Here is a 26,015-nt window from a genome sequence, read left to right on the forward strand (position 1 = left end):
GAGAACCCGATGTCCGTCACCGAGGAGACCACCTCGCTGCCGCCGCTGTGCGTGACTCGCGTCGCCGTCGGCGCGGTCCGGCGCCTGTCGCCGAGCTTCGTCCGGATCACCTTCGTCGGGGCCGGGCTGTCGGACTTCGGCAACCCGGGCGCCACGTACGACCAGCGCATCAAGCTGATCTTCCCGCCGGCGTCGGGCATCCTCGCCGACGTGTCCGACGGCGACGGTTGGTACCAGTCCTGGCTGGCCGTTCCGGAGGACGAGCGCGGATCCATGCGCACGTACTCCATCCGCGACATCCGCATCGCCGACGACGGCGCGACCGAGTTCGACGTCGACTTCGTGCTGCACCTGGTGCCGGGCAAGACCGGACCGGCGTCGTCGTGGGCGGCGCGTGCGGCGGTCGGAGACGAGCTCGTGGTCGCCGGACCCCGGCGTGGACGGCTCGACGGCGGGGGCGTGGAGTATCTGCCCGGGGCAGCGGAGCGCGTGCTGCTCGCCGGCGACGAGACCGCGGCCCCGGCGATCGCGCGAATCCTTCAGGACGCGCCCGCCGGACTGCGCGGCGCGGTGTTCATCGAGATCCCCGAGACCGCCGACGCGCTGGCCATCGACGGTCCGGAAGGTGTTGCCGTGCACTGGCTTCCGCGCGACGGTGCGGTACACGGCGCGAAGCTGCATCCGGCGGTGCTCGGCCATCTCGGCGAGGACGCCGGCGATCGGGCCGCAGCCGTCGACGCACCCGATGACGAGCTCGTCTGGGAGACACCGTCGTTCTCCCGGCTCGGTGAACGGATCGAGGTCGAGGACGACATCCCCAACAGCGAGGTCTACTACTGGATCGCCGGTGAGAGCCGGGTGGTCACCACGCTGCGCCGCAGGCTGGTCAAGGATCTCGGGATCCCGCGCGCTCAGGTCGCGTTCATGGGTTACTGGCGCGAGGGCGTCGCGATGAAGGGCTGAACCTTTACGTCCAAGACAAGGAACATCACGACCGGCGGAGGGGTTGAACGGGACATGGCTGAAGAATCTGGCGAGTATCGAATCGAACACGACACGATGGGCGAGGTGCGGGTCCCGGCCGACGCACTGTGGCGCGCCCAGACCCAGCGAGCGGTCGAGAACTTCCCGATCAGCTTCCGCCCGCTGGAGCGGACCCAGATCCGGGCCCTCGGGCTGCTCAAAGCGGCCACCGCACAGGTGAACCGCGACCTCGGTCTGCTCGACGCCACGAAGGCCGAGGCGATCGTCGCCGCTGCGCGGGAGATCGCCGACGGCCGCCACGACGACCAGTTCCCGATCGATGTCTTCCAGACCGGCTCGGGCACGTCGTCGAACATGAACGCCAATGAGGTGATCGCTTCGATCGCGTCGAAAGCGGGCGTGGCGGTGCACCCGAACGACGACGTCAACATGTCGCAGAGCTCCAACGACACCTTCCCGACGGCGACCCACGTCGCGGCGACCGAGGCCGTGGTGCGCAACCTGATTCCCGCGCTCGAGCATCTGCGCGAGGCGCTCGCGGCCAAGTCCGTCGAATGGCGGACGGTCGTGAAATCGGGACGCACACACCTGATGGACGCGGTACCGGTGACCCTCGGCCAGGAGTTCGGCGGCTACGCGCGGCAGGTCGAAGCCGGCGTGGAGCGCCTGCGGGCGACGCTGCCGCGTGTCGGTGAGCTGCCGATCGGCGGCACCGCGGTCGGTACCGGATTGAACGCGCCGGACCGGTTCGGGGCGCTGGTCGTGGCCGAACTCGTCCGACTGACCGGTGTCGAGGAACTCCGCATCGCCCGCGACAACTTCGAGGCGCAGGCTGCGCGGGACGGCCTCGTCGAACTGTCGGGCCAGCTCAAGACGGTCGCGGTCTCGCTCACCAAGATCGCGAACGATGTTCGCTGGATGGGGTCGGGCCCGCTCACCGGACTCGGCGAGATCTCGCTGCCCGACCTGCAGCCGGGCAGCTCGATCATGCCGGGCAAGGTGAATCCGGTGCTGCCCGAGGCGGTCACGCAGGTCGCCGCGCAGGTGATCGGCAACGACGCGGCCGTCACTTGGGGCGGCGGCAACGGAGCGTTCGAGCTGAACGTGTACATCCCGCTGATGGCGCGCAACGTCCTCGAGTCGGTGAACCTTCTCGCGAACGTGTCGCGGCTGTTCGCCGACCGCTGCATCAGCGGGTTGGTCGCTCACGAGGACCGGCTGCGGACCCTCGCCGAGTCGTCGCCGTCGATCGTGACGCCGCTGAACTCGGCGATCGGTTACGAGGAGGCCGCCGCCGTCGCGAAGGAGGCGCTGCGCGAGAGCAAGACGATCCGGCAGACCGTCATCGACCGCGGACTCATCGGTGACGAGCTGTCGGAGGCCGAACTCGACCGCCGGCTCGACGTGCTGAAGATGGCGCAGGTGGATCGCGAGCGATGAGCCACCCGACGCAGCGGGCCCACGCCGAGGCGGAGGCCGCGCATCTCGGCGAGTGGGAGTCCTCGCTCGCCCCGAATCCCGACGCGGACAGTCCCACCCGGTGGTTCATGTGGGCGGCGGCGGTCCCGCTCATCGCCGCGTACGCGGTGGTGCCGCTCGCGGTGATCGGCTGGATCAACGTTCGCGACGCGGCGACGGTCGTGGGCTGGTGCCTGATCGGCGGGGCCGCGGTGATCGCCGTGATCGCGCTGGTGGTCGCAGCCGTCCTCGTCGCCGTCGGACTCCGCATCCTCCGGCTCGGCCGGCTGATCCTGCACCGCTACTCCGAGGGCCTGGTACTGGAGAGGCTCAAGGGGCGGGTCGTCGCGGCACGCTACGACGCGGCCCGGGCCGAACTGTTCGTGTTCGAGAACTCGTCGGACGGCGGCCCCGCCTGGGACGAGCGATTCGCGATCCTGACGATGCCCGACGCCTCGACCGCGGCCGTCTTCGCTCCGGGAGATCCCGCCGCGGCGACGGAACTCGCGGCGCGCTGCGGCGTGCGCGAACCGAGCCGGATCAGTCTGCTCGATGCCGTCGATCTGCGCAGCGCGCACGAGTGGCGCTGACCCACTGACCGCAGCGTCCCCGTGACGCGGACTGCCGGACGATATGTCCGGCAGCCGCTCTCACGGCGACGCTGCGGTCAATACGAGTCTCTACCGCTCCTTCGACCGGATGCGGATGCCGCTCAGCGGCACGCTCACGGTGCCGCCCGGATCGGTGAAGAAGTCGTTGCCCTTGTCGTCGACGACGATGAAGGCGGGGAAGTTCTCGACGTCGATCTTCCACACGGCTTCCATGCCGAGCTCCGGGTACTCGATGATCTCCTGGCTCTTGATGCAGTCGAGTGCGAGGCGAGCAGCGGGGCCGCCGATGGAGCCGAGGTAGAAGCCGCCGTGCGTGTCGCACGCGGTGGTGACCTGCTTGGACCGGTTGCCCTTGGCCAGCATCACCATTGATCCGCCCGCGGCCTGGAACTGCTCGACGTAGCTGTCCATGCGGCCCGCGGTGGTCGGACCGAATGACCCCGACGCCATGCCCTCGGGTGTCTTGGCCGGGCCCGCGTAGTACACGGGGTGGTTCTTCAGGTAGTCCGGCATCGGCTCGCCGGCGTCCAGCCGTTCCTTGATCTTCGCGTGCGCGATGTCGCGTGCGACCACCAGCGGGCCGGTCAGGGACAGCCTCGTCTTGACCGGATGCTTGCTGAGTTCGGCGAGGATCTCGTCCATCGGCTGGTTCAGGTCGATCTCGACCACCTCGCCGCCCGCGATGTCCTCGGCGACGCCGGCGTCCGGCATGTACTGCGCGGGGTCGGTCTCGAGCTGCTCGAGGAAGACGCCGTCGGCGGTGATCTTGCCGAGCGCCTGGCGGTCGGCCGAGCAGGAGACGGCGATCGCGACCGGCAGGGATGCGCCGTGACGGGGGAGTCGGATCGCGCGGACGTCGTGGCAGAAGTACTTGCCGCCGAACTGCGCGCCGATGCCGAACGACTGGGTGAGCTTGAAGATCTCCTCTTCGAGCTCGGGGTCGCGGAAGCCGTGACCGGTCATGTCACCCTCGGTCGGCAGGTTGTCGAGGTAGTGCGCGGAGGCGTACTTCGCGGTCTTCAGCGCGAACTCGGCGGAGGTGCCGCCGATGACCACCGCGAGGTGGTACGGCGGGCAGGCCGCGGTGCCCAGCGAGCGGATCTTCTCGTCCAGGTACTCGAGGAGGCGCTTCGGATTGAGGATGGCCTTGGTCTCCTGGAACAGGAACGACTTGTTGGCGCTGCCGCCGCCCTTGGCCATGAACAGGAACTTGTACTCGGGGCCCTTCGGTCCCTGCTCGGTCGCGTAGATCTCGATCTGAGCGGGCAGGTTGGTCCCGGTGTTGCGCTCCTCATACATCGTGATCGGCGCGTTCTGCGAGTACCGCAGATTCAGCTTCGTGTACGCGTCGTAGACGCCGCGCGAGATCCACTCACCGTCGTCGGCGCCGGTCAGGACGCCTTCGCCCTTCTTGCCCATCACGATCGCGGTGCCGGTGTCCTGGCACATCGGCAGCACGCCGCCTGCGGAGATGTTGACGTTCTTGAGCAGGTCGAGCGCCACGAAGCGGTCGTTGCCCGACGCCTCGGGGTCGTCGATGATCTTGCGGAGCTGCTTGAGGTGCGCCGGCCGGAGGTAGTGGCTGATGTCGTGCATCGCCTCCGCGGTCAGCTTCTGGAGCGCCTCGGGCGCCACCTTCAGGAACTTCTGACCGTCCACTTCGACGGTCGAGACGCCTTCGGTGGTGATGAGGCGGTACGGGGTGTCGTCTGCACCGATCGGGAGGAGGTCGGAGTAGAGGAATTCGGGGGCTGAGGCTGATTCACTCACGATTGGCATGGTAACCCTCCCGATACGGCGGCTCGTCCGCCGCAGGTCGTACCGGTCGGTAGGTGGGGCCCGTCGGGGTGCTCAGTGAGTGTGGATGTCGATGTGGTCCGCCGGCGCATCGCGGCGTCCGCCGTCGACCCGCAGGAAGTCGGACGCCGCGTCGAAGCCGCGGACGATGAGTTCGTCCGCCCTGGAGAAGTCCATCGGGCCGACGTCGAGCGGACACGGCGGCGGCAGGACGATCAACTCGGCGGCGTCGGTGTACTCGCGGATGTCGCGGATCAGCCGTTTGTGAATCAGCAGGGTCATCGTGTGCATCAGGGTGGCCGCGATGCCTTCGGGCGGGTGATCGAGGGCACACGGATAACCGCAGGGGAGGACGTACACGGTGTCGGCGCCCGCCGCGATCGCGCTGGAGATCGCGGTGTTGTCGGCGATGCCGCCGTCGACCAGCACCTTGCCGTCCCACTCGACCGGCGGCAGCAGCCCGGGAATCGCGGCGCTCGCGAGGATCGCCTCGTCCGCAGGTCCGGCGTCGATGTTCACTTCGTCGCCGGTCAGCAGGTCGGTCGCGATCACGGTGAGTGGTATGCGGGTGTCCTCGATGCGGTCGAAGGCCAGGTGGCGGTCGATCAGGTTGCGCAGGCCCTGATCGCCGAACAGTCCTGGCTGATGCCCGAGGAGAGCGCTGACGATGTGTCGCGGACTGGGCGGAAACAACTGCCAGGTGTGCAGTCCCCGCCAGATGTCGCCCAGGTCGTCGATCGCAGTGGCGTCGATACCGCGGTCGGCCACGAACGCGGCGTTGAGGGCGCCGACCGACGTGCCGACCAGGAAGTCGGGCCGGATCACGCGGTCGGCGAGGGCCTGCAGCATCCCCACCTGCATGGCACCGAGATTCGCGCCGCCCGAGAGCACGAATGCAGTTGTCATCGCGGAACCTCCTGCCCTCCACGATAGGACTCGGCCGCGACCAGGGGCGACGATCAGCTCCGGGCGGGCAGCCCGACGTCGACGCGGTGATGCTCGAGGTCGTGCACGGCGTAATAGGCGAGGGTCTCGACGGTGAAGATCGAGCCGTTGCCGCGCAGCCCCTCGCGTCCCCAGTCGGCGTCCCCGACCAGGCGGTAGAGCTCGGCGAATCCGGTGGCAGCCGCGGTCAGCTGTTCGACGACGTCGTCGGGGTTCTGCGCAGCGTAATCGGCCTCGACCGCCGCAGCGTCCTGGTCCCAGTCCGCGAAGCAGACCGGCTGCGTGCGCAGCATCGCGTCCAGCCGCTCGGTCATCACTCCGTGCACGTCGCGGACGTGGCACGCATACTCCAGCGGCGACCACGTGTGGTCGTCGGGACGGCTGCGTACGTCCGGTCGGGCGAGGCGCTCGGCCCAGCCGTCCACCGAGGCGGCTATCCGCGCGGCGATGTCCTCATGCCGGACGCGCGCTGGATCGAATCCGCACGCGTTGCACGGTTTCTCGATCACCCAGGTCCAGTCCTTGGTGTCCGGCTCGATCGTCATGTCTCCAGCGTAGGTCCATTGCGTCCAATTTGTCCGCGCACGTGTCCGCGAGGGCACGATGGGCGCGGGCGGACGGGTGAAAACCGTCCGCGGCGAACATCTCCCCGGTGAACTGTGCCTCGCACACCACATATGTGACGTCCGGAATCCGATCGCACACCTCGCGAGCGATGGCATCGAAGGCACGACCGCGCGCGGCGAGGAACCCGCCGAGCTCGGCGGGTAGGGCGGGCAGCGCATCGATCGGCGGCAGCGCCATCAGCAGCACCGGCGCCTCGGCGGCGTCGGACAGCAGCGTCAACAGCGCCGTCAGATCTGACCGCCATCGATTCGCCGAATGCAGGTTCTTCACGTCGTTGACACCGATCGACACCACGACGACGTCCGCGTCGGCTACCGACGTCGTGTCGAGATCGGCGACCACATCGGCGGCCGTGTCACCCGAGCGGGCTCGTACGCGCCATCGGACGGTGCGGTCGTACGTCTCAGACAGTCGTCGGGCGAGTTGCCCGGCGACGGTCGCCTCGTGATGATCGACGCCGACGCCTGCGGCCACACTGTCGCCGACGACCACCAGTTGTGCCGCCGGCCCGGTGCCGACGGTTCCGGTGGTGCAGGCGGCCTCGGGAAGCCGGGGAACGGTGGCGCGCACACGCATCGCCTGCGTGACCAGCAGGGGAGCGCGCAGGACGAGGGCCGGCACAGACGTCATCTCGGCTCGTCGTTCTGTGCTGCCGCGGTCGCCTCGGCGACGATGCGGTCGAACTGTGCGCCCATCGCCTCGGCCAGCGCGTTGGCGGACGACAGCGGACGGACCATCACCATCAGGTCGTCGATCCGGCCGTCGTCGTTCACGTGGATGAAGTCGCAACCGCTGATCTGCTTGCCCGCGACGACGGATCGGAACTCCAGAGCGTGGTCGTGCTCGTCGGTGCCGACGAACTCTCGCACGTACTCGAAGTCGTCGCCCATCACCCGCATCACGGCGCGCAGGATGGCAGCGGTGATGTGCTTGCCGTCGTAGGGCGTGAAGGCGACCGGGCTGGTGAATCGGACGTCGTCGGCCAGCAGGGCTTCGATCGCCGCCTCGTCGCGGGCCTCGACTGCCGCACGGAACTCTCGCATGACGTCTCCTAGTGAATTTATTGAATAGATCTGCTGTTGAGTATGCCGCCGAGATCGCCTGCCGTCTACGTTCCAGTACGCAATTTGTTGACTAGGGTGAGGTCATGGCGCTCCGGCATGCGATTCTGGCGACCCTCCTCACCGACGGGGAGGTGTCCGGGTACGACATCGCCAAGGGCTTCGACGACCTCCACGCCCGGTTCTGGGTTGCGGCGCCGCAGCAGATCTACCGTGAGCTGGACAAGATGGAGCGGGAGGAGATGATCCTTGCGCGCGTCGTGGAGCAGGAGAAGCGGCCGAACAAGCGGGTCTTCGGCCTGACCGACCGCGGACGCCGCGAACTCGCGGAGTTCACTCGGTCGGATCCGCGGCCCACCGCGATCCGCGACGACCTGATGGTGATGGTCCAGTCGCACCACGCGGGGGACGCCGCGGCGATCCGCGAGTCGATCGTCGCGCGACGTGCCGCCGCCGAACGCAAGCTGGAGCACTACGAGCGAATCCGCGCCTACCTGCTGAAGGGGCGGTCGGAGGCCGAGGGCCTCGCCGACCCGGCGACCGTCGGGCCGTATCTCACGCTGTTGCGGGGCCTGGCATTCGAGCGCGAGAACGTCGAATGGTCCGGGGTCGCGCTTCGGGCTCTCGACGCGCTCGATACCGCAGACGACTGACGCTGTCCGCGGTTCCGCGTCAAGATTCCGTCAAAGGTCATCTTCCGGATGAGCGCCGGTCACCGAGTGCCGCTACGCAGGAGGCGTGACACTCACCAGCCCGGTCGCCGACATGCACGTCCAGTCGCCACCGGAAGTCGTCGAGCCGCCGGTACAGACATCTGATCCGTCCCCGCCCAAGCGATTCCGTATTCCGCGTCCGGCGCGATACGTCGGCGTCATCGCCGCGGCCTGGGTCCTCGCCGAACTCGCGGCACGCGTCGGGGTTCCCGCCCCGTCGTTGCTGGCGGCGCTGGTGCTCGGCGTCGCGGTGCGGATGACCGCGGTCCGCGGCGTCGCAGTGCCCGCCGATGTCAGCCGCTGGACGCAGGCCTTCATCGGCGTGATGCTCGGCGGATACCTGAACGTCGATGCGATCCGGGCGGTGGGCCCCGCGCTCGCACCGTTCGTCGCGGTGTCGGTGTTGACCATCGCGCTGTCGCTGGTGCTGGCGTGGGCGCTGAGCCGGTGGTCGGCCGGCGTCGACCGGCCGACCGCGATTCTCGGGCTGATGGCCGGCGGGTCGTCGGCGGTGGTCACCATGTGCGACGACTTCGGCGCCCGGAAGGACGTGGTCGGCTTCATGCAGTACTCACGGGTGCTGATCGTGAGTGCGAGCGCGCCGTTCGTCCTGGTCGCGCTGGCCGGCGGCACAGCGGGTACGTCGGCGCCGACCGAGAGCCTGTTCCAGCTCGTCGGCCGCGGTGACCAGGTCGCCGGCCTGTCGACGGCGGTCATGCTCGCGCTCACCGGGATGTGGCTGGGCCGCCGGTTCAGGATTCCCGGCGGCGGTTTGATCGGCCCGATGATCGTGGCGGCGATCATCGGCGGCACGCACCTCAGCCGCGGGTTCGCCCCGCAGGGCATGTTCAAGGAGATCCTGCTGGTGGTGGTCGGTCTGGAAGTCGGCCTCATGTTCAACCGGCAGATCTGGCGGCGCCTCGCCCGCGCACTGCCCGCCATCACCGCGTCCATCATCGGCATGTGCGTGATGGTGGCGCTGCTCGCGGTCGGCGTCGCACATCTGACGGGGGTCGCGGTCGCCGACGCCTACCTCGCGACCACGCCGGGCGGCATCAACGCGGTGGTGGCGAGCGCCTCCAGCTCGGCGGATTCGGATATGGCGCTGATCGCCACGGTGCAGAGTCTGCGGCTGATCATCGTGGTCCTCGCGCTGCCGGTGGTGGTGCTCGGCGTCGACCGATTCACGCGTCGACGGGCCCGATCCGGCAGGCATCGCCGCCGGCGGCGCGGGAGCGAGGACGGGACCGATCGCCAGTGAGGCGCGGCGGGCCGGCGTCTTCGTGGTCCGGCGCGATGACGCCGACGTACCCTCGAGACCGTGAGCATTCGCGCAGGAATCGTCGTCACCGGCACCGAGGTCCTCAGCGGTCGCATCGCCGACCGGAACGGTCCGTGGGTGTCGCAGCAGTTGCTGGAACTCGGTGTCGACATCGCGCACATCACCGTCTGCGGCGACCGTCCCGATGACCTCGCTGCGCAGCTCGGGTTCCTCACCGATCAGCGTGTCGATCTCATCGTCACCACCGGCGGTCTCGGTCCCACGGCCGACGACCTGACCGTGGCCGCGGTCGCCGACTTCACCGGCCGGGCGCTGCGGTCCGACGACCGCATCCGCGCCGTGATCGAGTCGGTGATCCGGAACTGGCGCAAGTACGACGACGACCTCCCGAGCGCGGTGGTCGCCGCGATCGACAAACAGGCCCTCATTCCCCTCGGCGCGGAGGCGATTCCGCCGACCGGCACCGCGCCAGGCGTAGCCGTTCCGGCGACCGGCGGGCTTCCCGCGATCCTGGTTCTGCCCGGCCCGCCTCATGAGGTTCAGGCGATGTGGCCCAGTGCGGTGGCAACCGAGGCGGTCGAAGCGGCGATCGCCGGACGCGCCGCCTACGACCAGCACACGATCCGGGCGTACGGGCTGTCGGAGGCGGACCTCGCGGTGTCGTTGCGGGACGCCGAAGGCACCGTCGACGGCTTCGGCGACCTCGAGATCACCACCTGCATGCGCGGCGGTGAGCTGGAGATCGTCACGCGCTTCGAAACCGTTGCCGCACAGGCGTATCAGACGCTCGAAGCGCTGTTGCTGGAGCGGCACGGCGACCGGGTGTACTCGACGGACGGCTCGTCGATCGGCGACGTCCTCGCGGGGCTCCTCGGCGACCGCACGATCGGTACCGCGGAGTCGTGCACGGGCGGCATGGTGGCGGCCGCGCTGACCGATCGTGCGGGATCGTCGGCCTACATGCTGGGCGGTGTCGTCTCGTATGCCGACGAGGTCAAGTCCGGCGTGCTCGGCGTCCCGCCGGAACTGATCGACGAGCTCGGCGCGGTGAGCGAACCGGTGGCCGCCGCGATGGCCGACGGCGCGCGTCGCGTGCTCGGCTCGGATGTGGCCGTCTCGACGACCGGGATCGCCGGCCCGGGTGGCGCGCGGCCGGGCAAGCCGGTCGGCACCGTGTGCTTCGGAGTCGCTGTCTCCGGCCGCGAGACGGTGACCGTGACCAGGCATTTCCCCGGTGATCGGGACAGCGTTCGGCGCCTCGCGACGTCCGCCGCGATGCACCTGGTGGCACAGGCGCTGCGGTGAGAAGCGTCTCCGGACGACGTCAGACCAGCAGGCGGCTGCGCAGCGCGTCGATCGTCGGGCCGCTGATCTTCAAGCCCTTGCGGACATAGGCGTCCATGCTGCCGTAGAGCCGTTCGACCTCGTCGTATGCGGCGTTGAGCCACGACAGCTCGACGGCGTCCGAACGCCCCAGGTAGGTGTTCGACTTCAGGAAGTCGGCTTCGATGGTCGCCCGCGGTACGCCGAGAATGCTCAGCAGGATTGCAGTGCCCCAGCCGGTGCGGTCCTTGCCTGCGCTGCAGTGGAACACGGTGCCGCCGGAGTTGTTCGCGACGGCGGTGACCAGGTCGTGGAAAGCGAAGTCGGAGCCGCGGAAGGTGACCATGAACGGGTACCCGATGCTCTGGCCGACGTTCGACGACCCGGTCGTGTACGCATCGATCAGGGCGCGGCCGAGCGTGAGCGGAACGAACTCGTGGAACCAGATGCCGTGATCGATGCCGACCACGTCGGCCACCTGGTAGCGGACGCTCGCGGGCAGCTGATCGGGGGCCTCCTTGCGCTCGGAGGCATTGCGCAGGTCGACGTCGAGGGTGATACCCGCGGCGGTGATCTGCTGCTTGTCGGAGTCGGTCAGTGAGCTCAGTTTGTTCGAGCGGAACACGATGCCGCTGCGTACGGTGCGACCGTCGGCCGTCTGATAGCCGCCGATGTCGCGGAAGTTGGAGGCGCCGTCGAGGCGGATCGGTGCGGCGACGGTGGTCGGCGTCGCGTGCGCGATTCCCTGCGCAGCGACCATCGGTGCTCCGGTCAGGGCGGTGGCGGCGACGAGTCCGGCGAAGGCTGCACGGACGAGACGGGTGCGGCGGGGGCGGCGACTGACAGAGTTCACGGTTCTCCTCGACGGGCGGATCGGCTCAGGGTAGACGATTCGGTCTCGGGAAGTGTTGTGGCGGCACAGGATCGCCCCATCCGCGGGATTCGCGCGCGGGCCGGCCGTCGACGGGCTCTCCGGCCGTCCGTGGCCGAGGTCCGCGGTTCCACCGCCCTTGCGCGAGGCCACGGTTCGGGTAGACATGAGGGTGTCGCCGTCGTCGACGGTGCGTCAGACGAAAGCGAGAATTGCAATGACCGAATCCGCTGAAAACTGTTCCTGTGCGACATCGAATCGACTCGCCACCGTCGGCGGTGCGGTTCTCGCGGCGACCGGTGTCGCGCATTTCGTGGTTCCCGGACCATTCCGCGCGTTGACCGCCACCGCGTTCCCCGACAACGTCGACCAGGCGATGCAGGTCAACGGCGCGATCGAGACGGCCGTCGGCACCGCCATCGCGATTCCCCGGACGCGCAAGGTCGGCGTCGTCGGTCTCGGTCTCTACGGCGCGTACCTGGCGACCAACGCGGTGAAAGCGCGCATGGCGGGCTGATTCGATGGCCAGTAACCCGAAGCCGCCGTGGTGGCTCAAGCCGGTGAACAAGGTGATGATCGCTGTGGGCAGGCTGGGCGTGCTCGGCGACAAGGGGCCAGTCGTCCTCACTGTCGTCGGGCGCAAGTCGGGGAAGCCGCGCAAGACGCCGGTGACTCCGATGACCGTCGATGGCCGGCGCTACGTCGTCGGCGGATTCCCCGGCGCCGACTGGGTCCGCAATGCGCGGGCCGACCCGGAGGCCACTCTCGGGCAGGGTCGTCGCGCCACGAGTGTGCGGCTCGTCGAGATGTCGGAAGCTGAGGCGAGGCCGCTGCTCCGTCAGTTCCCGACCCTCGTCCCGACCGGAGTTCCACTCATGCGCGACGCGGGCCTGGTTACTGAGGGCACCCCCGACGAGTTCGAGGCGCTGGCGGGACGTTGCGCCGTCTTTCGAATCGATCCGGCCGCACGTTAGGCCGTGTTCCCGCTCCCTTGCTCGTGACGCTACGGAGGCGTCAGCTGCATGCGGCTGTGCGGGCGGGACCGACCCGTTGCGGACTGGAGCGGGTATCGACACAGGATTGACCGCTCAGCGCCGACGTCGCCCATTTCCGGGGTTCTCGTCGCTGATCGGTAAACCTTGTGCGCAGTGGAGTGGGCGAGGTCGTGCTGGCGGCTGGGCCGCCGCGTCAACGCGCTCCGCAGGTCCCTGGGCGATCCTCGTCCGAGGCGCTGAGCGGCTGCCGAACCGGCTGAAGTCCGCTCATCCGGTGGCGGAGCGCCACGATCGCGCGCGCTGCGATGTCGCGATCGAACGAGTCGAACCAAGTGCCCCCACAGGGATTCGAACCCTGACTTTGCGGATTTTAAGTCCGCTGCCTCTGCCAGTTGGGCTATGGGGGCGCGGAGACCAGCATGCCAGGCCGAGGGTGGGGGCGACGCATCGGTCCGTGCCCGGCCGCGTTGCGGTTCTTAGTCCTTTAGTCCAATGGAAAACGGAGTATGCTCAATAATGAGCGAACTCAGAAAGTGGGAGGTGGGCGGATGGCCGACACCGATTCCGGACTGCCCGGGCGCCGCGACCGCAACATGCAGGAGAAGCGCGACCGGATCTTCGCCGCCGCCGCCGAGCTATTCGCCGAGAAGGGGTACGACGCGGTGACCACGCGAGAGGTCTCCGACCGCGCCGACGTCGCCGCGGGCACCCTGTTCCGCTATGCCTCATCGAAGGTGGAACTGCTGCTGATGGTCTACAACGAGCAGTTCCGACTGTCGCTGGAGGCGGGGGAGGAGCGGTCGGGACAGGCGGGCGATGTGATCGACAGGTTGCTCGCCGTGGTCGATCCGATACTGCGGAGCGCGGCGATGCGGCCGGAGAACGCCGCGGCCTACCAGCGCGAGCTGATCTTCGGCGCGCAGAGCGAGCCGCACCGGGCGGCGGGGATCGAGTTGGTGCGTCTCACCGAGGCGGCGCTGGGTCGAGTGCTGGCTGCCGAAGCGGACCGTCGGGGCATCACGACCACACCCGGGGCGGTGCGGGCGGCGAGTCGCTCGGTGTTCGCCGCGGTGCATCTCGACGTCGCCCGGATCGCCGCGACACTCACCCCTGCTGAGTCCGTGTCCGACCCCGAGGACGACCTCCGCAGGCAACTGCGGCAGATCGTCGACGGATTCTTAGCCGACAACGATGAGAGGAACTGACTATGTCCGACATCAAGAAGGTAGTGGTTCTGGGAACCGGCGTGCTCGGATCGCAGATCGCGTTCCAGACCGCGTACAGCGGGTTCGAGGTGACCGCCTACGACATCGACGACGACGCGCTCGCCGCCGCGAAAGAACGCTTCGCCGGTCTCGTGACCACCTACCGGAACGAGGTGCCGGGAGCCGCAGACGGAAAGGCCGACGCCGCGCTCGGCAGGCTGACCTACTCGTCGGACCTGGCGGCCGCGGTGACGGATGCGGACCTGGTGATCGAGGCCGTCCCCGAGATCCTCGACCTCAAGCGCGAGATCTATCGGAAGCTCTCGGCGGCCGCTCCGGAGAAGACGATCTTCGCGACCAACTCGTCGACCCTGCTGCCCAGCGACATCGTCGGCGCCACCGACCGTCCGGATCGGTTCCTGGCGCTGCACTTCGCGAATCGCGTGTGGCAGTTCAACACCGCGGAGGTCATGGGGACGGCGCAGACCTCTCCGGACGTCTTCGACAGGCTCGTCGAGTTCGCCGGTGAGATCGGCATGGTCGCGATCCCGATTCACAAGGAGAAGGCGGGCTACGTCCTCAACTCGCTGCTCGTGCCGTTCCTCAACGCCGCGCTCGAACTGGCGGCAGGCGACTACGCCGAGCCGAAAGACGTGGACAACACGTGGCGGATCGCGACGGGCGCGCCGATGGGCCCGTTCCAGATCTATGACGTGATCGGCCTGAACACGCCGTACAACATCATGGTCAACGGCGACGAGCATGCGCAGCGGATGGCCGCGTGGCTCAAGGAGAACTACATGGACAAGGGCAAGCTGGGACTCGCCGCGGGCGAGGGCTTCTACAAGTACCGGTAGCGGCTGCGGACTATCGCGGCGTCACGAGAGGCAGGAAGACGTCGTCGACGATCGCCTCGAGGGTCGCGTCGGGAACCGACGTCAGCGACATCAACACCTCGTGGCGGAACAAGTTGAACGGCACGTCCCGGACCAGGGGGGTCAGCCGGGCCGGGTCCGCCTCGCCGCGTGCGACGGCGCGCTCGAGGATGTCGTCGATCGCCAGGCGGTGTTCGCCGAGCAGGTATTCGCGCACATCCCGCGGGCTGGTGCCGGTCTCGGCGTAGTACTCGCCGAGGCTGGCGCTCAGCAGCACCAGGAAGTTCGACCGTCGCTCGTTCGACCGCCGCAGCGCCGTGAGCAGGTCGCCGCGGAGGCTCCCGGTGTCCGGTGCGGCGGTGTCCTCGCCGGCACCGTGGTGCCGAACCGTGGCTTCGAGCAGCTCTGCCCTGGACGCCCACCTCCGGTAGAGGACGGGTCGGCTCGTGCCCGCACGATCGGCGACCGCCTCGAACGACAGGCCTCCGTAGCCGCGTTCGGTCAGTTGATCCCACGCCGCGGTGAGGATGGCGTCCTCGAGTTCCGCGCCGCGGCGTCTCGACGCGCGCCCACCGTTCTCCTTTAGATCCACTTGCGTATCTTATCGCATCGGCCTATGTTGGTGCGAACATTAGATACATAGGTGAACCTAAAAGGAGTGGCGATGTCGAACCACGAGAGTGGCACCATTCCGCCGGAGGCCAAGCGCGTCGCCGTGGCGGTGATCGCCGGACTCATCGCGCCGATCCTCGATACGACTATCGTGACGATCGCGTTCGATCGTCTGACGACGGCGTTGGATGCGACCGTCGACACGGTCCAGTGGGTGAGTACCGGCTATCTGCTCGCGGTCGCAGTGGCGGTGCCGCTCGCCGGTTGGGCGGCTACGCGATTCGGCTCACGCGCCGCCTGGCAGGCCGGGCTCACACTCTTCCTGGCGGGCTCGATCCTCTGTGCTCTGTCGTGGAACGTCCAGGCGCTCATCGTCTTCCGCGTCCTGCAGGGCCTCGGCGGTGGACTGCTGTTCCCGCTGATGACTTCGGTGCTCGTCGCCGCGAGCGGCGGTCGGGCCCTGGGCCGACTGGTGGCGATGGTGAGCCTGCCGACGGCGCTCGGCCCGATTCTCGGACCGGTGATCGGCGGACTGATCCTGCACTGGCTCGACTGGCAGTGGCTGTTCGTCGTCAACGTCCCGGTGTGTGCCGTCGCCCTTGCGCTGTCGCGCCGGATCCCCGACGACAGGTCGACTGACTCCTCGCGTGCTCGGCTCGACGCCCTCGGGCTCTGCCTGCTCGCGCCCGGACTCGTCGGGGTCTTGCTGGGCCTGTCGAACACGCACCGCGGACTGTGGCGTACCGATGTCGTGCTCCCGCTCGTCGTCGGGGTGGCGCTGCTGGCGCTGTTCGCCCTGCGGTCCGTGCGGTCCTCCGCCCCGACGCTCGTCGACGTCAGGGTGCTGGCGAAACGTGCGGTGTCGGCATCGGCTGTCGGCCTGTTCTTCTTCGGCGTCGCGTCTTTCGGCGCAATGCTGGCCCTGCCCCTGTACCTCCAGCAGATCAGGGGCGAGTCGGTGCTCGACGCCGCGCTGGTGCTGATTCCGCAGGGCGTGGGTGCGCTGCTGTCGCGTTCGCTCGCGGGCGCCCTGACCGACCGGATCGGTGCGCGGTGGGTCGCGGTGGCGGGCTTCGGGATCGTGGCCGCGGCCACGGTTCCGTTCGCCGTGGTCGGTGAATCGGCGAGCCTGGTCGGGCTGATGGTCGCGCTCTTCGTGCGGGGTCTGGGGTTGGGCACCCTGCTGAGTCCGTTGATGGCATCGGGATTCTTCGGGATCGACAACGCGGAGCGACACGACGTCAGTATCGTCACGCGGACGTTTCAGCAGGTGGGCGGTTCATTCGGGACTGCCGTCATCGCGGTGGTCCTGACCGCGGGCGCGACCGCCGAGAGTGGATTCCGCGACGCCTTCTGGTGGGCGACGGCGCTGGCGGTGGTCGGCGGCGTGCTCGCACTCGCCCTCCCGAACCGGCCGGAACCCGTCGCCGTGGGCCGCGAACCCGCCTCGGCGAGGGCGTGAGGGAACATCGCCGTCATCGCGGCTGTTACACCTGTACGAAACCCACGCTTGGAGGCGCACATCATGCAGGTCGAGATCTGGACCGACGTCAACTGTCCTTTCTGCTACCTCGGGAAGAAGCGGTTCAACGACGCGCTGATCGAGTTCGATCACGCAGACCAGGTGGACGTGGTCCACCGGTCGTTCGAACTCGATCCCACCGCGCCGACCGGCACCTCGGGCAACGTCATCGACCATCTGGCCAAGAAGTACGGCCGGACCCTGGAAGAGGCCGAAGCCGGCGAACGACAGCTGGGCGCGGCCGCGAATGAGGCCGGCTTGGAGTACGTCGTGACGGGCCGAGACGTCGGTAATTCCTTCGACATGCACAGGCTCCTCCACTGGGCCAAGGAACTCGGCCAACAGGAGCAGATGCTCGACGCGCTGTACGCGGCCAACTTCGCCGACGCCGAGCCGCTCTTCGGCGACACCGAGCGACTGGTCCGGGTGGCGGTCGGTGCCGGATTCGACGAGGCCGCGACACGCGAGGTGCTCGCCGACGAGCAGCGGTACGCCGACGAGGTGCGAGCCGACGAGCGCCAGGCCCAGGAGTTCGGCGTGAACGGCGTGCCGTTCTACGTCTTCGACCGCAAGTACGCGGTCTCCGGCGCCCAACCCAAGGAATTGTTCGCGCAGGCTCTCAGTCAAGCATGGGGCGAACGTCCGCAGCCGACGCTGCTCGCCGACAGTGACGCCTGCGGTCCCGACGGCTGCGCGGTCCCGCAGAACTGACCCGCGAATTCTGTCGAGTTGTGCATCCCCAGGGTGCACAACTCGACAGAGTTCTCTACGGTGCCACGTCGGTGTACTCGGTGAACCCGTACTGGTCGTGCGGGCCGATCACGGAGAACTCGAACAGGCCCCGTCCCTGGACGGTCTCGCCGTTCTCCGACAGCTCGAAGGTCGCCAGGTAGTCGGCCGGGCAGAACAGTTTCATGGTCGCGTCGAGCTCGGAGATCTTCTGGTGGAGGGCCTCCACCTTCTCCTCTCCCTGCCACATACCGTGACGCCAGTCCTGCTCCAGTCCGTAACCGGTGCCGAAGCCGATGAAGTTGGCCAGCTGCGGAGCGCAGCGGACGACGATCTCCTCCCCGCTGGGCTTGATGAAACGCAGTGTCGCCGAGGCGGGTTCACGACCGCCGGAGACGAACTGGACGTCGTGCTCCACCCGCCCGAGCCATTCGGGCTCGCGCTCCGGGTCGTTCCAGATCCGCCGGGCATCGCCCATGATCCGTTCTCCGGTCCGCAGTTCCTGCACGATCACGCTGACCGCGTAGTCCTCGAACCGCATCACCGAGTAGATCCAGAAGAACGACGTCGCATCGGTGTTCGCGGCCCGACGCCCGGGCGGTTCGGCCTCGCCGACGGGGCGCACACCCCATGACCGGTCACGGTTGCCGCGCCAGGTCTCCGGCTCGACGTCGAAGTCCTGACCGTCGACCGTCATCGACCCGGTCCACCGGCCGGTCTGGACGAAGCGCATGGTGTCGAACGTGACGCGCTCCAGCTGCCGCTGAAAGTGTCTGGGCTCCAAGGCGGCGGGGCCGTCGGCGTCGAAGACCAGGTCGAACGAGAGATCGCCGTGGCCCGGTTCGAGTTTCACGTGAAGCCGCTTCAGTCCGTCGAGGATCTCGACGGTGAACGGACCGACCTGGAGCTCATTGCGATTCGCGCCGAGTGCCCGGGACCCGCGGACGACGATGTGCTCGTCGTGGTAACGCACCACGGCGAAGCAGTCGGTGACCCCGAGGTTCGGGTACACGCCGAGGCCGATGATGAGCCACGGGTCGTCCGGGTCGCCGTGATGGCAGTTGAAGTAGTAGCGGTCGTAGAAGTTCCGGTCCGACGTCCCGACGTGCCGGATGACCTCGGCGACCTGGTGGATGGGGTAGTCGTCCATCTCCGACAGCATCTACTTCACTCCCGCCCAGTAGGTTCCGTTGAGCATCGCGTCCAGCGTCACTCGGTGCATGATCATCTCGTCCGGATCGGCCGGCTCCTGCGCCTGACCGAAATGGATTGCCCGACATTGAATTCGGAACATGATCACGGCGTGAATCAGGGCCGAGTACGCGGTGTAGAAGTCGAGGTCGACGGGCTCGTGGCCGGTCTGTTCGAGATACTCGGCGGCGACGTCCTCGCGGCGCAGGAAGTCCGGCAGTCCCTCCAGGCCCGCCATCTCGGCGAGATCCTGGAAGAAGCGGTGCAGGAAGATCATCCACGCGATGTCGAGCTCGCGCGGGCCGACCGCCGCCATCTCCCAGTCAAGCACCGCCACCGGCTCGAAGTCGCGGTACATGATGTTGCCGATCCGGGCGTCGCCCCAGGTGAGGACGTTGTCGGCGGATTCGGGCGCATTCTCCTCGACCCACGCGAACGCGCGCTCGATCAACGGTGAGCCGGCGCGTCCCGCGCTGGCCCAGTCGTAGAACGCGCGCAGCCTGCGGATGTGCGCGCGCAGGGGCGATTCGCCGTCGGCGGGCAACTCGATGATGTCGTCGGGGACCGGAACCCCATGCACCTCGGCGAGCACTGCCACCGACGACCGCATGAGTCGCGTACGGTCCTCGGCCGAGGCCTCGCTGACCCACGATCCGAAGTTGTAGGGCATCACGTCGGGCGGTACTTCGCCGTCGACCCGGTCCATGACGAAGAACGGCGCACCCAGCGCGTCGGTTCCCGGTTCAGACCACCAGAGTCGCGGCAATGGGATGTTCGCGTGCGCGCGCACGTGTTCCACGAGTCGGTACTGCCCGTCGAGGTCGTAGCTGGGGAACACCGGATCGCTGTCGGCGACCGGCGCGACGCGGACCACGAGGGAGCGCTGCTGCCCGCCCCACGACGCCTCCGCGAGCAGGGTCTCGCTCGACATGCCGTTCGATTCCGGCACGGTCACCTCGGTGACCTGTGCGTCGGAGCCCTCGTGTTGCTGCAGCCATTCGCTGAGTCGTTCGCGGAGCCATTCGGGGTCCCGCCTGGACTCGCTCGGACGTGCTACCTGTGCGCTGTCTTCTTCGTCGATCGCCGCCATGCCGTCGATTGAAACATGTTCTATTTTGCCTGTGTCGCGAATCACCCAGGCGACGTGATTCTTCCGCTCAATGGGATACCGGTGTTAAGTTAACGGTAGAAAGTCAACCGATCGGGAGGGCCGATGCTGACACGATTGACCCGGGGAGTCGTCGCCGCGCCGAAGCTGGTGCTCGGACTCGCGGTGGTGGTACTCGCACTCTGCGGCGTCTACGGGCTGGGCGCCGCGGATCGGATGCTCGCCGGCGGATACGACGATCCGCATGCCGAGTCCTCGCAGGCCCGCGACATCCTCGACCAGCACTTTCACCGCGGCGGTGCCACCGTCGTGGTCAAGATCGACGGACCGCCCGGCACCGACATGTCGACCAGCCCCCAGGCGGCCGCGGTCGGACGGAAGATCACCGCCGAACTCGACGCCGCGGGATACGTGCAGCAGCCGATCCTGAGCATCTGGGCGAATCCCGGCCTCGTCGGTGAACTCCTCAGCCGGGACAAGGCGTCGACGCTCATCATCGCCGGTCTCGATGGTGGCGACGAGGAGGCGCCGGCCCACGCGACCGCGCTGTCGGAGCAGTTGACCGGCACCACGGACGGGTTCGAGATCCAGGTCGGCGGCCAGGGCCTGATGTACAACCAGGTCAACGAGCAGACGTCCAAGGACCTCGCGGTGGCCGAGGCGATCGCCATCCCGATCAGCTTCGTGCTGTTGATCGTGGTCTTCGGCGGGCTCGTCGCGGCGGCTCTGCCGATCGTCGTCGGTGTCTCGGCGATTCTCGGCACCCTGGCGCTGCTGCGGTTGATCGCCGGATTCGCCGACGTCTCCATCTTCGCGCTCAACCTCACGACCGCGATGGGCCTCGCGCTGGCCATCGACTACACCCTGCTCATCGTGACGCGCTACCGCGAAGAGGTGGACCGCGGTCTCGACCGCCGCGCGGCGATTCTCCGCACCATGGACACGGCCGGACGCACGGTCTTCTTCTCGGGCATCACCGTCGGACTCTCACTCGCCGCCCTTGCGATCTTCCCGATGTACTTCCTGCGGTCGTTCGCGTATGCGGGTGTCGGCGTGGTGATCGTGGCGGTCGCGGCCGCGCTGATCATCACACCCGCCCTGCTGATGGTGCTCGGCGACCGCGTCGACTCGCTCGACGTGCGCGCGTGGATCCGCCATCGGCGCGGCCTGCCGGATCCGGAACCCAAACCCGTCGAGCAGACCGGCTGGTACCGCATGGCGACGAGTGTGTTGCGGCGCGCGGTCCCGGTGGCGATCATCGTTCCCGCAGTGCTGCTCGTGCTCGGTGCGCCGTTCCTGGGTATCAAGTTCGGCTTCCCCGACGACCGCGTGCTCCCGGCGTCGGCGACGGCGCACTCGGTACAGCAGGAGATCCGCGATCAGTACGCGCAGGACTCCGGCGGGTCGGCGACGGCGGTCGTGGCGGGGCACGTCTCCGACGAGGCGCTCGGGCAGTACGCGGCCGAGCTCTCGATGGTCGACGGCACCGGCGCGGTGACCTCGCCCGCCGGGGTGTACGTCGACGGCGGGAAGGTCGCGCCCGGCGATCCCGCCGACAGGGCCGGCGAGTACGCGCTGGTGACGGTCTCGAGCGACGTCGAGCCGCTGAGCGACGCGGGCGACGACCAGATCGTCGCGCTCCGGGCCGTGCCCACGCCGACCGGGACCGCGGTCAGCTTCACCGGACTCGCGGCGATGAATCACGACGTGGTGGCCGCGCTGTACAAGTACCTGCCGTGGGTGCTCGGCGTGATCGCGGTGCTGACCTATGTGCTGCTGTTCCTGTTCAGCGGCAGCGTGGTGCTTCCGCTGAAGGCGCTGGTGCTGAACGTGCTCTCGTTGTCGGCGACCTTCGGGGCGATGGTGTGGATCTTCCAGGACGGGCACCTCGACGGATTCGGCACCACGCCGACCGGCTATCTGGTGGCGACGATGCCGGTGCTGATGTTCTGCATCGCGTTCGGCCTGTCGATGGACTACGAGGTCTTCCTGCTCGGTCGCATCCGGGAGGAATGGCTGAAATCCGATCGGACCCGGGCGGCCAACGATCATGCGGTCGCGGTGGGCCTCGCGCGGACGGGGCGCGTGGTGACGGCGGCGGCTCTGCTGATGAGCATCGTCTTCGCGGGGATCGCCGCGTCGGAGGTGTCGTTCATGCGGATGTTCGGCGTCGGGCTGACCATCGCGGTGCTGATGGACGCCACATTCATTCGCATGCTCCTGGTTCCGGCGTTCATGCGTTTGATGGGAGTGGGAAACTGGTGGGCACCGGCTCCGCTTCGCAAACTGCACGACCGGATCGGCTTCAAGGAGGAGTGAACTGCGGTCATGAACGATCATGTGTCGCCGCGACCGCGCTCACCGCGCGGATCGGGTGAGCAGCTGGCCGAGGAGATCATCTCCGCCACCACCGACCTGCTGATCGAGACCGGCAGCGAGGAGAAGGTCTCGATCCGCGCCGTCGCCGGCCGGGTCGGTGTCACGCCACCGTCGATCTACCTGCACTTCGAGGACAAGGAGGCGCTGCTCGACGCGGTCTGCGCCCGGTTCTTCGAACAATTCGACGAGGTGATGATGCGCGCCTCGGACGGCATCGACGACCTCTTCGAACGTGGCCTCGCGCAGGGTCTGGCGTACGTGCGGTTCGCCATCGACAGTGCGGTGATGTACCGAATCACCTTCGCTCGGGTGACCCCTCCAGGGGAGCCGACGCTCACTGACCAGGTGCTGCTGTCGTCGGCATTCATGCACTTCTCCGACACGGTCGAGGCATTGATGGACCAGGGGCTCATTCCGCGGACGGACACCGTGCAGACCGTGCTGAAATTGTGGGCGACGGCGCACGGACTCGCGTCGCTGATGATCGCCAAACCGGGGCTGCCGTGGGGTGAGGGATACGACCTCGCGGAGTCGGCGCTGCGCGCCGTGTGCCATGGTCTCGGTCAAGAATAGGTAAAGTCGGAACTGAATCGGCTCGACGATCGTTGAACACGTGAATCAGCCAAGTCAACTGATGCGCACATCTTTCCTAAGGAGCACCAGTGCGAGAGAGCAGTAACCCGATCATGCGTGGCGTGGTCCGTGACAACAAGAAGGAGGCAGGCGGCTACGCCTCCTTCGGTCAGGGACTCGCCGGCGCCGGTCAGGCCTCGATGGCGACCGGGCAGCAGCAGTACACCGAGCAGTACACCCAGGGCTACGCGCCGCGGACCGACACCCGCCCGATGACGATCGACGACGTGGTCACCAAGACCGCGATGACGCTCGGCGTGCTCATCGTCGTCGCCGCGTGCGCCTACTACGCGATCTCGCAGCAGGCGACGCTGGCGTCGCCGCTGATGGCGGTCGGCGCGATCGGCGGCCTGGTCCTCGTCCTGATCGCGAGCTTCGGCCGCAAGCAGGACAACCCTGCGATCGTCCTGACCTATGCGGCGTTCGAGGGACTGTTCGTCGGTTCCATCTCGTACGTCTTCGGCAACTGGGTGATCAGCGGCGGCACCTCCGCCGGCGTGCTGATCGGCCAGGCTGTGCTGGGCACGGTCGGTGTGTTCGTCGGCATGCTCGTGGTCTACAAGGTCGGCGCCATCCGTGTCACGCCGCGCTTCACGCGCATGCTGATGGCCGGCATGGTCGGCGTGCTCGTCCTGATGCTCGGCAACCTGGTCCTCGGCCTCTTCGGCGTCAACAGCGGACTCCGCGACGGCGGTCCGATCGCGATCATCTTCTCGCTGGTCTGCATCGCGCTCGCTGCGTTCTCGTTCCTGCTCGACTTCGACCAGGCCGACGAACTGATCCGCGCCGGCGCGCCGTCGAAGGCCGCTTGGGGTGTCGCCCTCGGCCTCACGGTCACGCTGGTCTGGCTCTACGTCGAGATCCTGCGACTGTTGAGCTACATCAACAGCGACTAGTGAATCGGGGCCCATGACGGCCCGAATCCGGACGAGCCCGGTTGCGCACCCATTGCGCGACCGGGCTCATTCGTTGTGTGCTTGGAGGCGACCTGAGTCGAATCGAGGGGAGACGGACATGACCGGAACGAATACGTGGCGGCGGGTGGGCGTCGCCGCAGCAGCGGTCGGCGCAGGCATCGGTGCAGCGATGGCGGCGCCGGGCGTCGCCGCTGCGTCGACGGTGCAGCCGTTCCAGATCCAAGCGGCACCGTTCGGAAACCCCAACGGCAGCTTCGACGCGCCGCCGATCCGCTGCGGTCTCGAGACCGGCGTGCGATCGGGTCAGCTGACCGTGACCGGAATCGCTCCCGGCCGGTGGGGCTGCCCGCCGTTCGCGCAAGTGCGGTGGGCCAATCTCTCGACGGGGAGGACGGGTGTCGCGCGACTGAGCGCCGGACTCAACGGTCGACCGGCCGAGGCGACCCTGTCGACCGGGCGCGGTCAGGTGGTGCTCGCGCTGACCACAAGCGGAATCGTGACGCCGGGGTTCGCGACGATCGCGGTGCCGTGACCCCGGATCGACCGGACGTCGGGAAATCCGGTTGCGGAATAAAGCGGCCATGGAGTTCGCTGGAACGGTTCTAAGTTCATTTCTAGCGATTGGCAGCGATGACCTCCGAAAACACCGCGCACACGTCCGACGACGCGATGACGCGGAAGGACCTGACGATCATCGCGACGCTGATCGTCGCGACCTTCGTCGTGATCCTGAACGAGACCGTGATGAGCGTCGCGATCCCGGTGCTGCAGAAGGATCTCGGCGTCGACCCGACCGAAGGACAGTGGCTCACCACCATCTTCATGCTGACGATGGCAGTGGTGATCCCGTTGACGGGCTTCCTGATTCAGCGGTTCGGCACGCGCACGATGTATCTGGCGGCGATGACCCTGTTCGTCGCGGGCACCGCTCTCGCGATCGTCGCGCCGGGCTTCGAGGTGCTGCTGGTGGCCCGCGTCGTCCAGGCACTGGGCACCGCGATCATGCTGCCCTTGCTGATGACCACGGTGATGTCTCTGGTCCCGGAGCATCGGCGCGGCGCGATGATGGGCAACATCTCCGTCGTCATCGCGGTGGCGCCTGCGCTCGGCCCGACGCTGTCGGGCTTCATTCTCGACCACTGGCACTGGCGGTGGATCTTCGGTTTCGTGCTGCCGATCGCGGTCGTCGCGTTGATCGTCGGCGCGGTCTTCGTCCAGCCGGTCGGCGACCGGACCTCGGAGCGCATCGACTACCTGTCGCTGCCGTTGGCGGTGTTCGGGTTCGGCGGATTCGTGTACGGGCTGGTCGCGATCGGTCAGGCAGCCGAGGGCAGTGCGGCGATGCCGGTGTGGATTCCGTTCGTGATCGGCGGTGCCGGGCTGCTCGCCTTCATCGCCCGGCAGGTGCAGTTGCAGCGCTCCGACCGTGCGCTGCTCGACCTGAGGGTCTTCGCGGTACCCGCATTCAGTCTGTCGATCGTTCTCGTGATCGCGGCGATGGCCACGATGATGGGCACGTTCATCGTCGTCCCGTACTTCGCCCAGCAGGTACTCGGGCTCAGTGCCTTCACCACCGGACTCCTGACCCTGCCGGGCGGTCTGCTGATGGGGCTGGCGTCGCCGCTGATCGGGCGGATCTACGACGTGCGCGGCGCGCGTGTGCTGGTCATCCCCGGCACCGTGCTCATCGCGTCCGGCGTCTGGTTGCTGACGCTGGTGAACACGAACACGTCGGCGTGGTTGCTCCTGGGGTCGAACGCGGTGCTGTGCATCGGTCTCGCCGCGACCTTCACGCCGCTGATGACGCTGAGCCTCGGATCGCTGAAGCCGAGCCTCTACGCGCACGGATCGGCGGTTCTCGGGACGCTGCAGCAGGTGGCGGGCGCCGCGGGCACCGCCCTGTTCATCACGCTGATGACCGTGGTGGCCACGGCCGATGAGAAGGCCGGTACCGCGACGCCGGAGGCGATCACCAACGGCGTGCGGATGGTGTTCATCGTCGCCGGTGTGCTCGGACTGGTGCTGATCGCGTTGTCCCTGCTGGTCAAGAATCCGACCGAGACCGAGGACGAGCCGGAGCTGGTCGAGGCGTCGACCGTCGGCTGACCTCTTTCGAGGAGGTCAGACGACGAAACGGCCGGGCCCGGAATCATCCGGGCCCGGCCGTCTTCTGCCGC

At 68.0% G+C, this 26,015-nt stretch carries 26 protein-coding genes and 1 tRNA gene; 17 read left to right on the forward strand and 10 right to left on the reverse strand.

All coding sequences use genetic code 11. The features are described 5' to 3' along the window. The first annotated feature begins 9 nt into the window (after positions 1–9). The 3 genes from SCNU_RS02515 to SCNU_RS02525 are packed head-to-tail and all read left to right on the forward strand — an operon-like array spanning position 10 to position 3,032. Positions 10–963, forward strand: coding sequence for a siderophore-interacting protein (locus SCNU_RS02515; protein ID WP_009677779.1), 954 nt, complete (start codon positions 10–12; stop codon positions 961–963). A 54-nt stretch (positions 964–1,017) separates the two neighbouring features. Continuing rightward, positions 1,018–2,424, forward strand: a complete 1,407-nt coding sequence (locus SCNU_RS02520; RefSeq protein ID WP_009677780.1) for a class II fumarate hydratase — start codon at positions 1,018–1,020, stop codon at positions 2,422–2,424. Further along, a complete protein-coding gene (locus tag SCNU_RS02525; RefSeq protein WP_009677781.1) occupies positions 2,421–3,032 on the forward strand; it encodes a hypothetical protein in 612 nt (203 codons plus the stop codon). Before SCNU_RS02520 ends, SCNU_RS02525 begins: the two co-directional genes overlap by 4 nt. 90 nt (positions 3,033–3,122) lie before the next feature. Here the strand turns inward: SCNU_RS02525 and SCNU_RS02530 are convergent, their stop codons facing one another. The 5 genes from SCNU_RS02530 to SCNU_RS02550 all read right to left on the reverse strand — a co-directional run bounded on the left by SCNU_RS02530 (position 3,123) and on the right by SCNU_RS02550 (position 7,465). Further along, positions 3,123–4,823, reverse strand: coding sequence for a fumarate hydratase (locus SCNU_RS02530; protein ID WP_009677782.1), 1,701 nt, complete (start codon positions 4,821–4,823; stop codon positions 3,123–3,125). 81 nt (positions 4,824–4,904) lie between these two features. Then, positions 4,905–5,756 carry a patatin-like phospholipase family protein gene (locus tag SCNU_RS02535; RefSeq protein ID WP_040517468.1) on the reverse strand — a complete coding sequence of 284 codons (852 nt, stop codon included), beginning with the start codon at positions 5,754–5,756 and terminating at the stop codon, positions 4,905–4,907. A 53-nt stretch (positions 5,757–5,809) separates the two neighbouring features. Then, on the reverse strand, positions 5,810–6,340 hold the full coding sequence (locus SCNU_RS02540; RefSeq protein ID WP_040517469.1) for a DinB family protein: 531 nt from the start codon (positions 6,338–6,340) through the stop codon (positions 5,810–5,812). Beyond that, positions 6,249–7,052, reverse strand: a complete 804-nt coding sequence (locus SCNU_RS02545; RefSeq protein ID WP_009677785.1) for an SGNH/GDSL hydrolase family protein — start codon at positions 7,050–7,052, stop codon at positions 6,249–6,251. Before SCNU_RS02545 ends, SCNU_RS02540 begins: the two co-directional genes overlap by 92 nt. Then, the gene (locus tag SCNU_RS02550; protein ID WP_009677786.1) at positions 7,049–7,465 is read right to left on the reverse strand and encodes a nuclear transport factor 2 family protein; all 417 of its coding nucleotides are present in this window, start codon (positions 7,463–7,465) and stop codon (positions 7,049–7,051) included. The genes SCNU_RS02545 and SCNU_RS02550 overlap by 4 nt, the downstream gene beginning before the upstream one ends. 104 nt (positions 7,466–7,569) lie before the next feature. Between SCNU_RS02550 and SCNU_RS02555 the strand changes: the two genes are divergently transcribed. The 3 genes from SCNU_RS02555 to SCNU_RS02565 all read left to right on the forward strand — a co-directional run bounded on the left by SCNU_RS02555 (position 7,570) and on the right by SCNU_RS02565 (position 10,783). Continuing rightward, a complete protein-coding gene (locus tag SCNU_RS02555) occupies positions 7,570–8,136 on the forward strand; it encodes a PadR family transcriptional regulator (protein ID WP_009677787.1) in 567 nt (188 codons plus the stop codon). Between the two features lie 85 nt (positions 8,137–8,221). Then, positions 8,222–9,457, forward strand: a complete 1,236-nt coding sequence (locus SCNU_RS02560; RefSeq protein ID WP_009677788.1) for an AbrB family transcriptional regulator — start codon at positions 8,222–8,224, stop codon at positions 9,455–9,457. A 60-nt stretch (positions 9,458–9,517) separates the two neighbouring features. Beyond that, the gene (locus tag SCNU_RS02565) at positions 9,518–10,783 is read left to right on the forward strand and encodes a competence/damage-inducible protein A (RefSeq protein WP_009677789.1); all 1,266 of its coding nucleotides are present in this window, start codon (positions 9,518–9,520) and stop codon (positions 10,781–10,783) included. A 19-nt stretch (positions 10,784–10,802) separates the two neighbouring features. Here SCNU_RS02565 and SCNU_RS02570 read toward each other — a convergent pair whose 3' ends face one another. Next, positions 10,803–11,654, reverse strand: a complete 852-nt coding sequence (locus SCNU_RS02570; protein WP_009677790.1) for a tyrosine-protein phosphatase — start codon at positions 11,652–11,654, stop codon at positions 10,803–10,805. A gap of 235 nt (positions 11,655–11,889) precedes the next feature. Between SCNU_RS02570 and SCNU_RS02575 the strand changes: the two genes are divergently transcribed. After that, positions 11,890–12,189: a hypothetical protein gene (locus SCNU_RS02575; RefSeq protein ID WP_009677791.1), complete on the forward strand. Its 300-nt coding sequence runs from the start codon at positions 11,890–11,892 to the stop codon at positions 12,187–12,189. A 4-nt stretch (positions 12,190–12,193) separates the two neighbouring features. After that, positions 12,194–12,646 carry a nitroreductase family deazaflavin-dependent oxidoreductase gene (locus SCNU_RS02580; RefSeq protein ID WP_009677792.1) on the forward strand — a complete coding sequence of 151 codons (453 nt, stop codon included), beginning with the start codon at positions 12,194–12,196 and terminating at the stop codon, positions 12,644–12,646. Positions 12,647–13,000: 354 nt separating this feature from the next. Here the strand turns inward: SCNU_RS02580 and SCNU_RS02585 are convergent. Beyond that, positions 13,001–13,074 (reverse strand) — tRNA-Leu (locus tag SCNU_RS02585). A 141-nt stretch (positions 13,075–13,215) separates the two neighbouring features. Here SCNU_RS02585 and SCNU_RS02590 point away from each other — a divergent pair. Next, positions 13,216–13,872 (forward strand): TetR/AcrR family transcriptional regulator, encoded by a 657-nt coding sequence (locus SCNU_RS02590; RefSeq protein ID WP_009677793.1) that lies wholly within the window; start codon positions 13,216–13,218, stop codon positions 13,870–13,872. Positions 13,873–13,874: 2 nt separating this feature from the next. Further along, positions 13,875–14,729 (forward strand): 3-hydroxyacyl-CoA dehydrogenase, encoded by an 855-nt coding sequence (locus SCNU_RS02595; RefSeq protein ID WP_009677794.1) that lies wholly within the window; start codon positions 13,875–13,877, stop codon positions 14,727–14,729. 10 nt (positions 14,730–14,739) lie between these two features. On the opposite strand, the gene SCNU_RS02600 is transcribed toward SCNU_RS02595, so the two are convergent. Beyond that, positions 14,740–15,339, reverse strand: coding sequence for a TetR/AcrR family transcriptional regulator (locus tag SCNU_RS02600; protein WP_009677795.1), 600 nt, complete (start codon positions 15,337–15,339; stop codon positions 14,740–14,742). A 72-nt stretch (positions 15,340–15,411) separates the two neighbouring features. On the opposite strand from SCNU_RS02600, the gene SCNU_RS02605 reads away from it, so the two are divergent. Further along, positions 15,412–16,821 (forward strand): DHA2 family efflux MFS transporter permease subunit, encoded by a 1,410-nt coding sequence (locus SCNU_RS02605; RefSeq protein ID WP_009677796.1) that lies wholly within the window; start codon positions 15,412–15,414, stop codon positions 16,819–16,821. Between the two features lie 63 nt (positions 16,822–16,884). Beyond that, complete coding sequence (locus SCNU_RS02610) at positions 16,885–17,592, forward strand: DsbA family oxidoreductase (protein ID WP_040517538.1); 708 nt, start codon at positions 16,885–16,887, stop codon at positions 17,590–17,592. A 55-nt stretch (positions 17,593–17,647) separates the two neighbouring features. On the opposite strand, the gene SCNU_RS02615 is transcribed toward SCNU_RS02610, so the two are convergent. Both SCNU_RS02615 and SCNU_RS02620 read right to left on the reverse strand, forming a co-directional pair. Further along, positions 17,648–18,772 carry an Rv3169 family protein gene (locus SCNU_RS02615; protein ID WP_009677798.1) on the reverse strand — a complete coding sequence of 375 codons (1,125 nt, stop codon included), beginning with the start codon at positions 18,770–18,772 and terminating at the stop codon, positions 17,648–17,650. Next, positions 18,773–19,891, reverse strand: coding sequence for a phosphotransferase family protein (locus tag SCNU_RS02620; RefSeq protein ID WP_009677799.1), 1,119 nt, complete (start codon positions 19,889–19,891; stop codon positions 18,773–18,775). Between the two features lie 123 nt (positions 19,892–20,014). On the opposite strand from SCNU_RS02620, the gene SCNU_RS02625 reads away from it, so the two are divergent. The 5 genes from SCNU_RS02625 to SCNU_RS02645 all read left to right on the forward strand — a co-directional run bounded on the left by SCNU_RS02625 (position 20,015) and on the right by SCNU_RS02645 (position 25,944). Then, on the forward strand, positions 20,015–22,228 hold the full coding sequence (locus tag SCNU_RS02625) for an MMPL family transporter (RefSeq protein WP_009677800.1): 2,214 nt from the start codon (positions 20,015–20,017) through the stop codon (positions 22,226–22,228). 9 nt (positions 22,229–22,237) lie between these two features. Beyond that, complete coding sequence (locus SCNU_RS02630) at positions 22,238–22,861, forward strand: TetR/AcrR family transcriptional regulator (protein WP_009677801.1); 624 nt, start codon at positions 22,238–22,240, stop codon at positions 22,859–22,861. An 89-nt stretch (positions 22,862–22,950) separates the two neighbouring features. Beyond that, complete coding sequence (locus SCNU_RS02635; protein WP_009677802.1) at positions 22,951–23,817, forward strand: Bax inhibitor-1/YccA family protein; 867 nt, start codon at positions 22,951–22,953, stop codon at positions 23,815–23,817. A gap of 118 nt (positions 23,818–23,935) precedes the next feature. After that, positions 23,936–24,370, forward strand: coding sequence for a hypothetical protein (locus SCNU_RS02640; protein ID WP_040517471.1), 435 nt, complete (start codon positions 23,936–23,938; stop codon positions 24,368–24,370). Positions 24,371–24,468: 98 nt separating this feature from the next. Further along, the gene (locus tag SCNU_RS02645; protein WP_009677804.1) at positions 24,469–25,944 is read left to right on the forward strand and encodes an MDR family MFS transporter; all 1,476 of its coding nucleotides are present in this window, start codon (positions 24,469–24,471) and stop codon (positions 25,942–25,944) included. The last annotated feature ends 71 nt before the right edge of the window (positions 25,945–26,015 follow it).

This window comes from Gordonia neofelifaecis NRRL B-59395 (assembly GCF_000192435.1).
Lineage (GTDB): Bacteria > Actinomycetota > Actinomycetes > Mycobacteriales > Mycobacteriaceae > Gordonia > Gordonia neofelifaecis.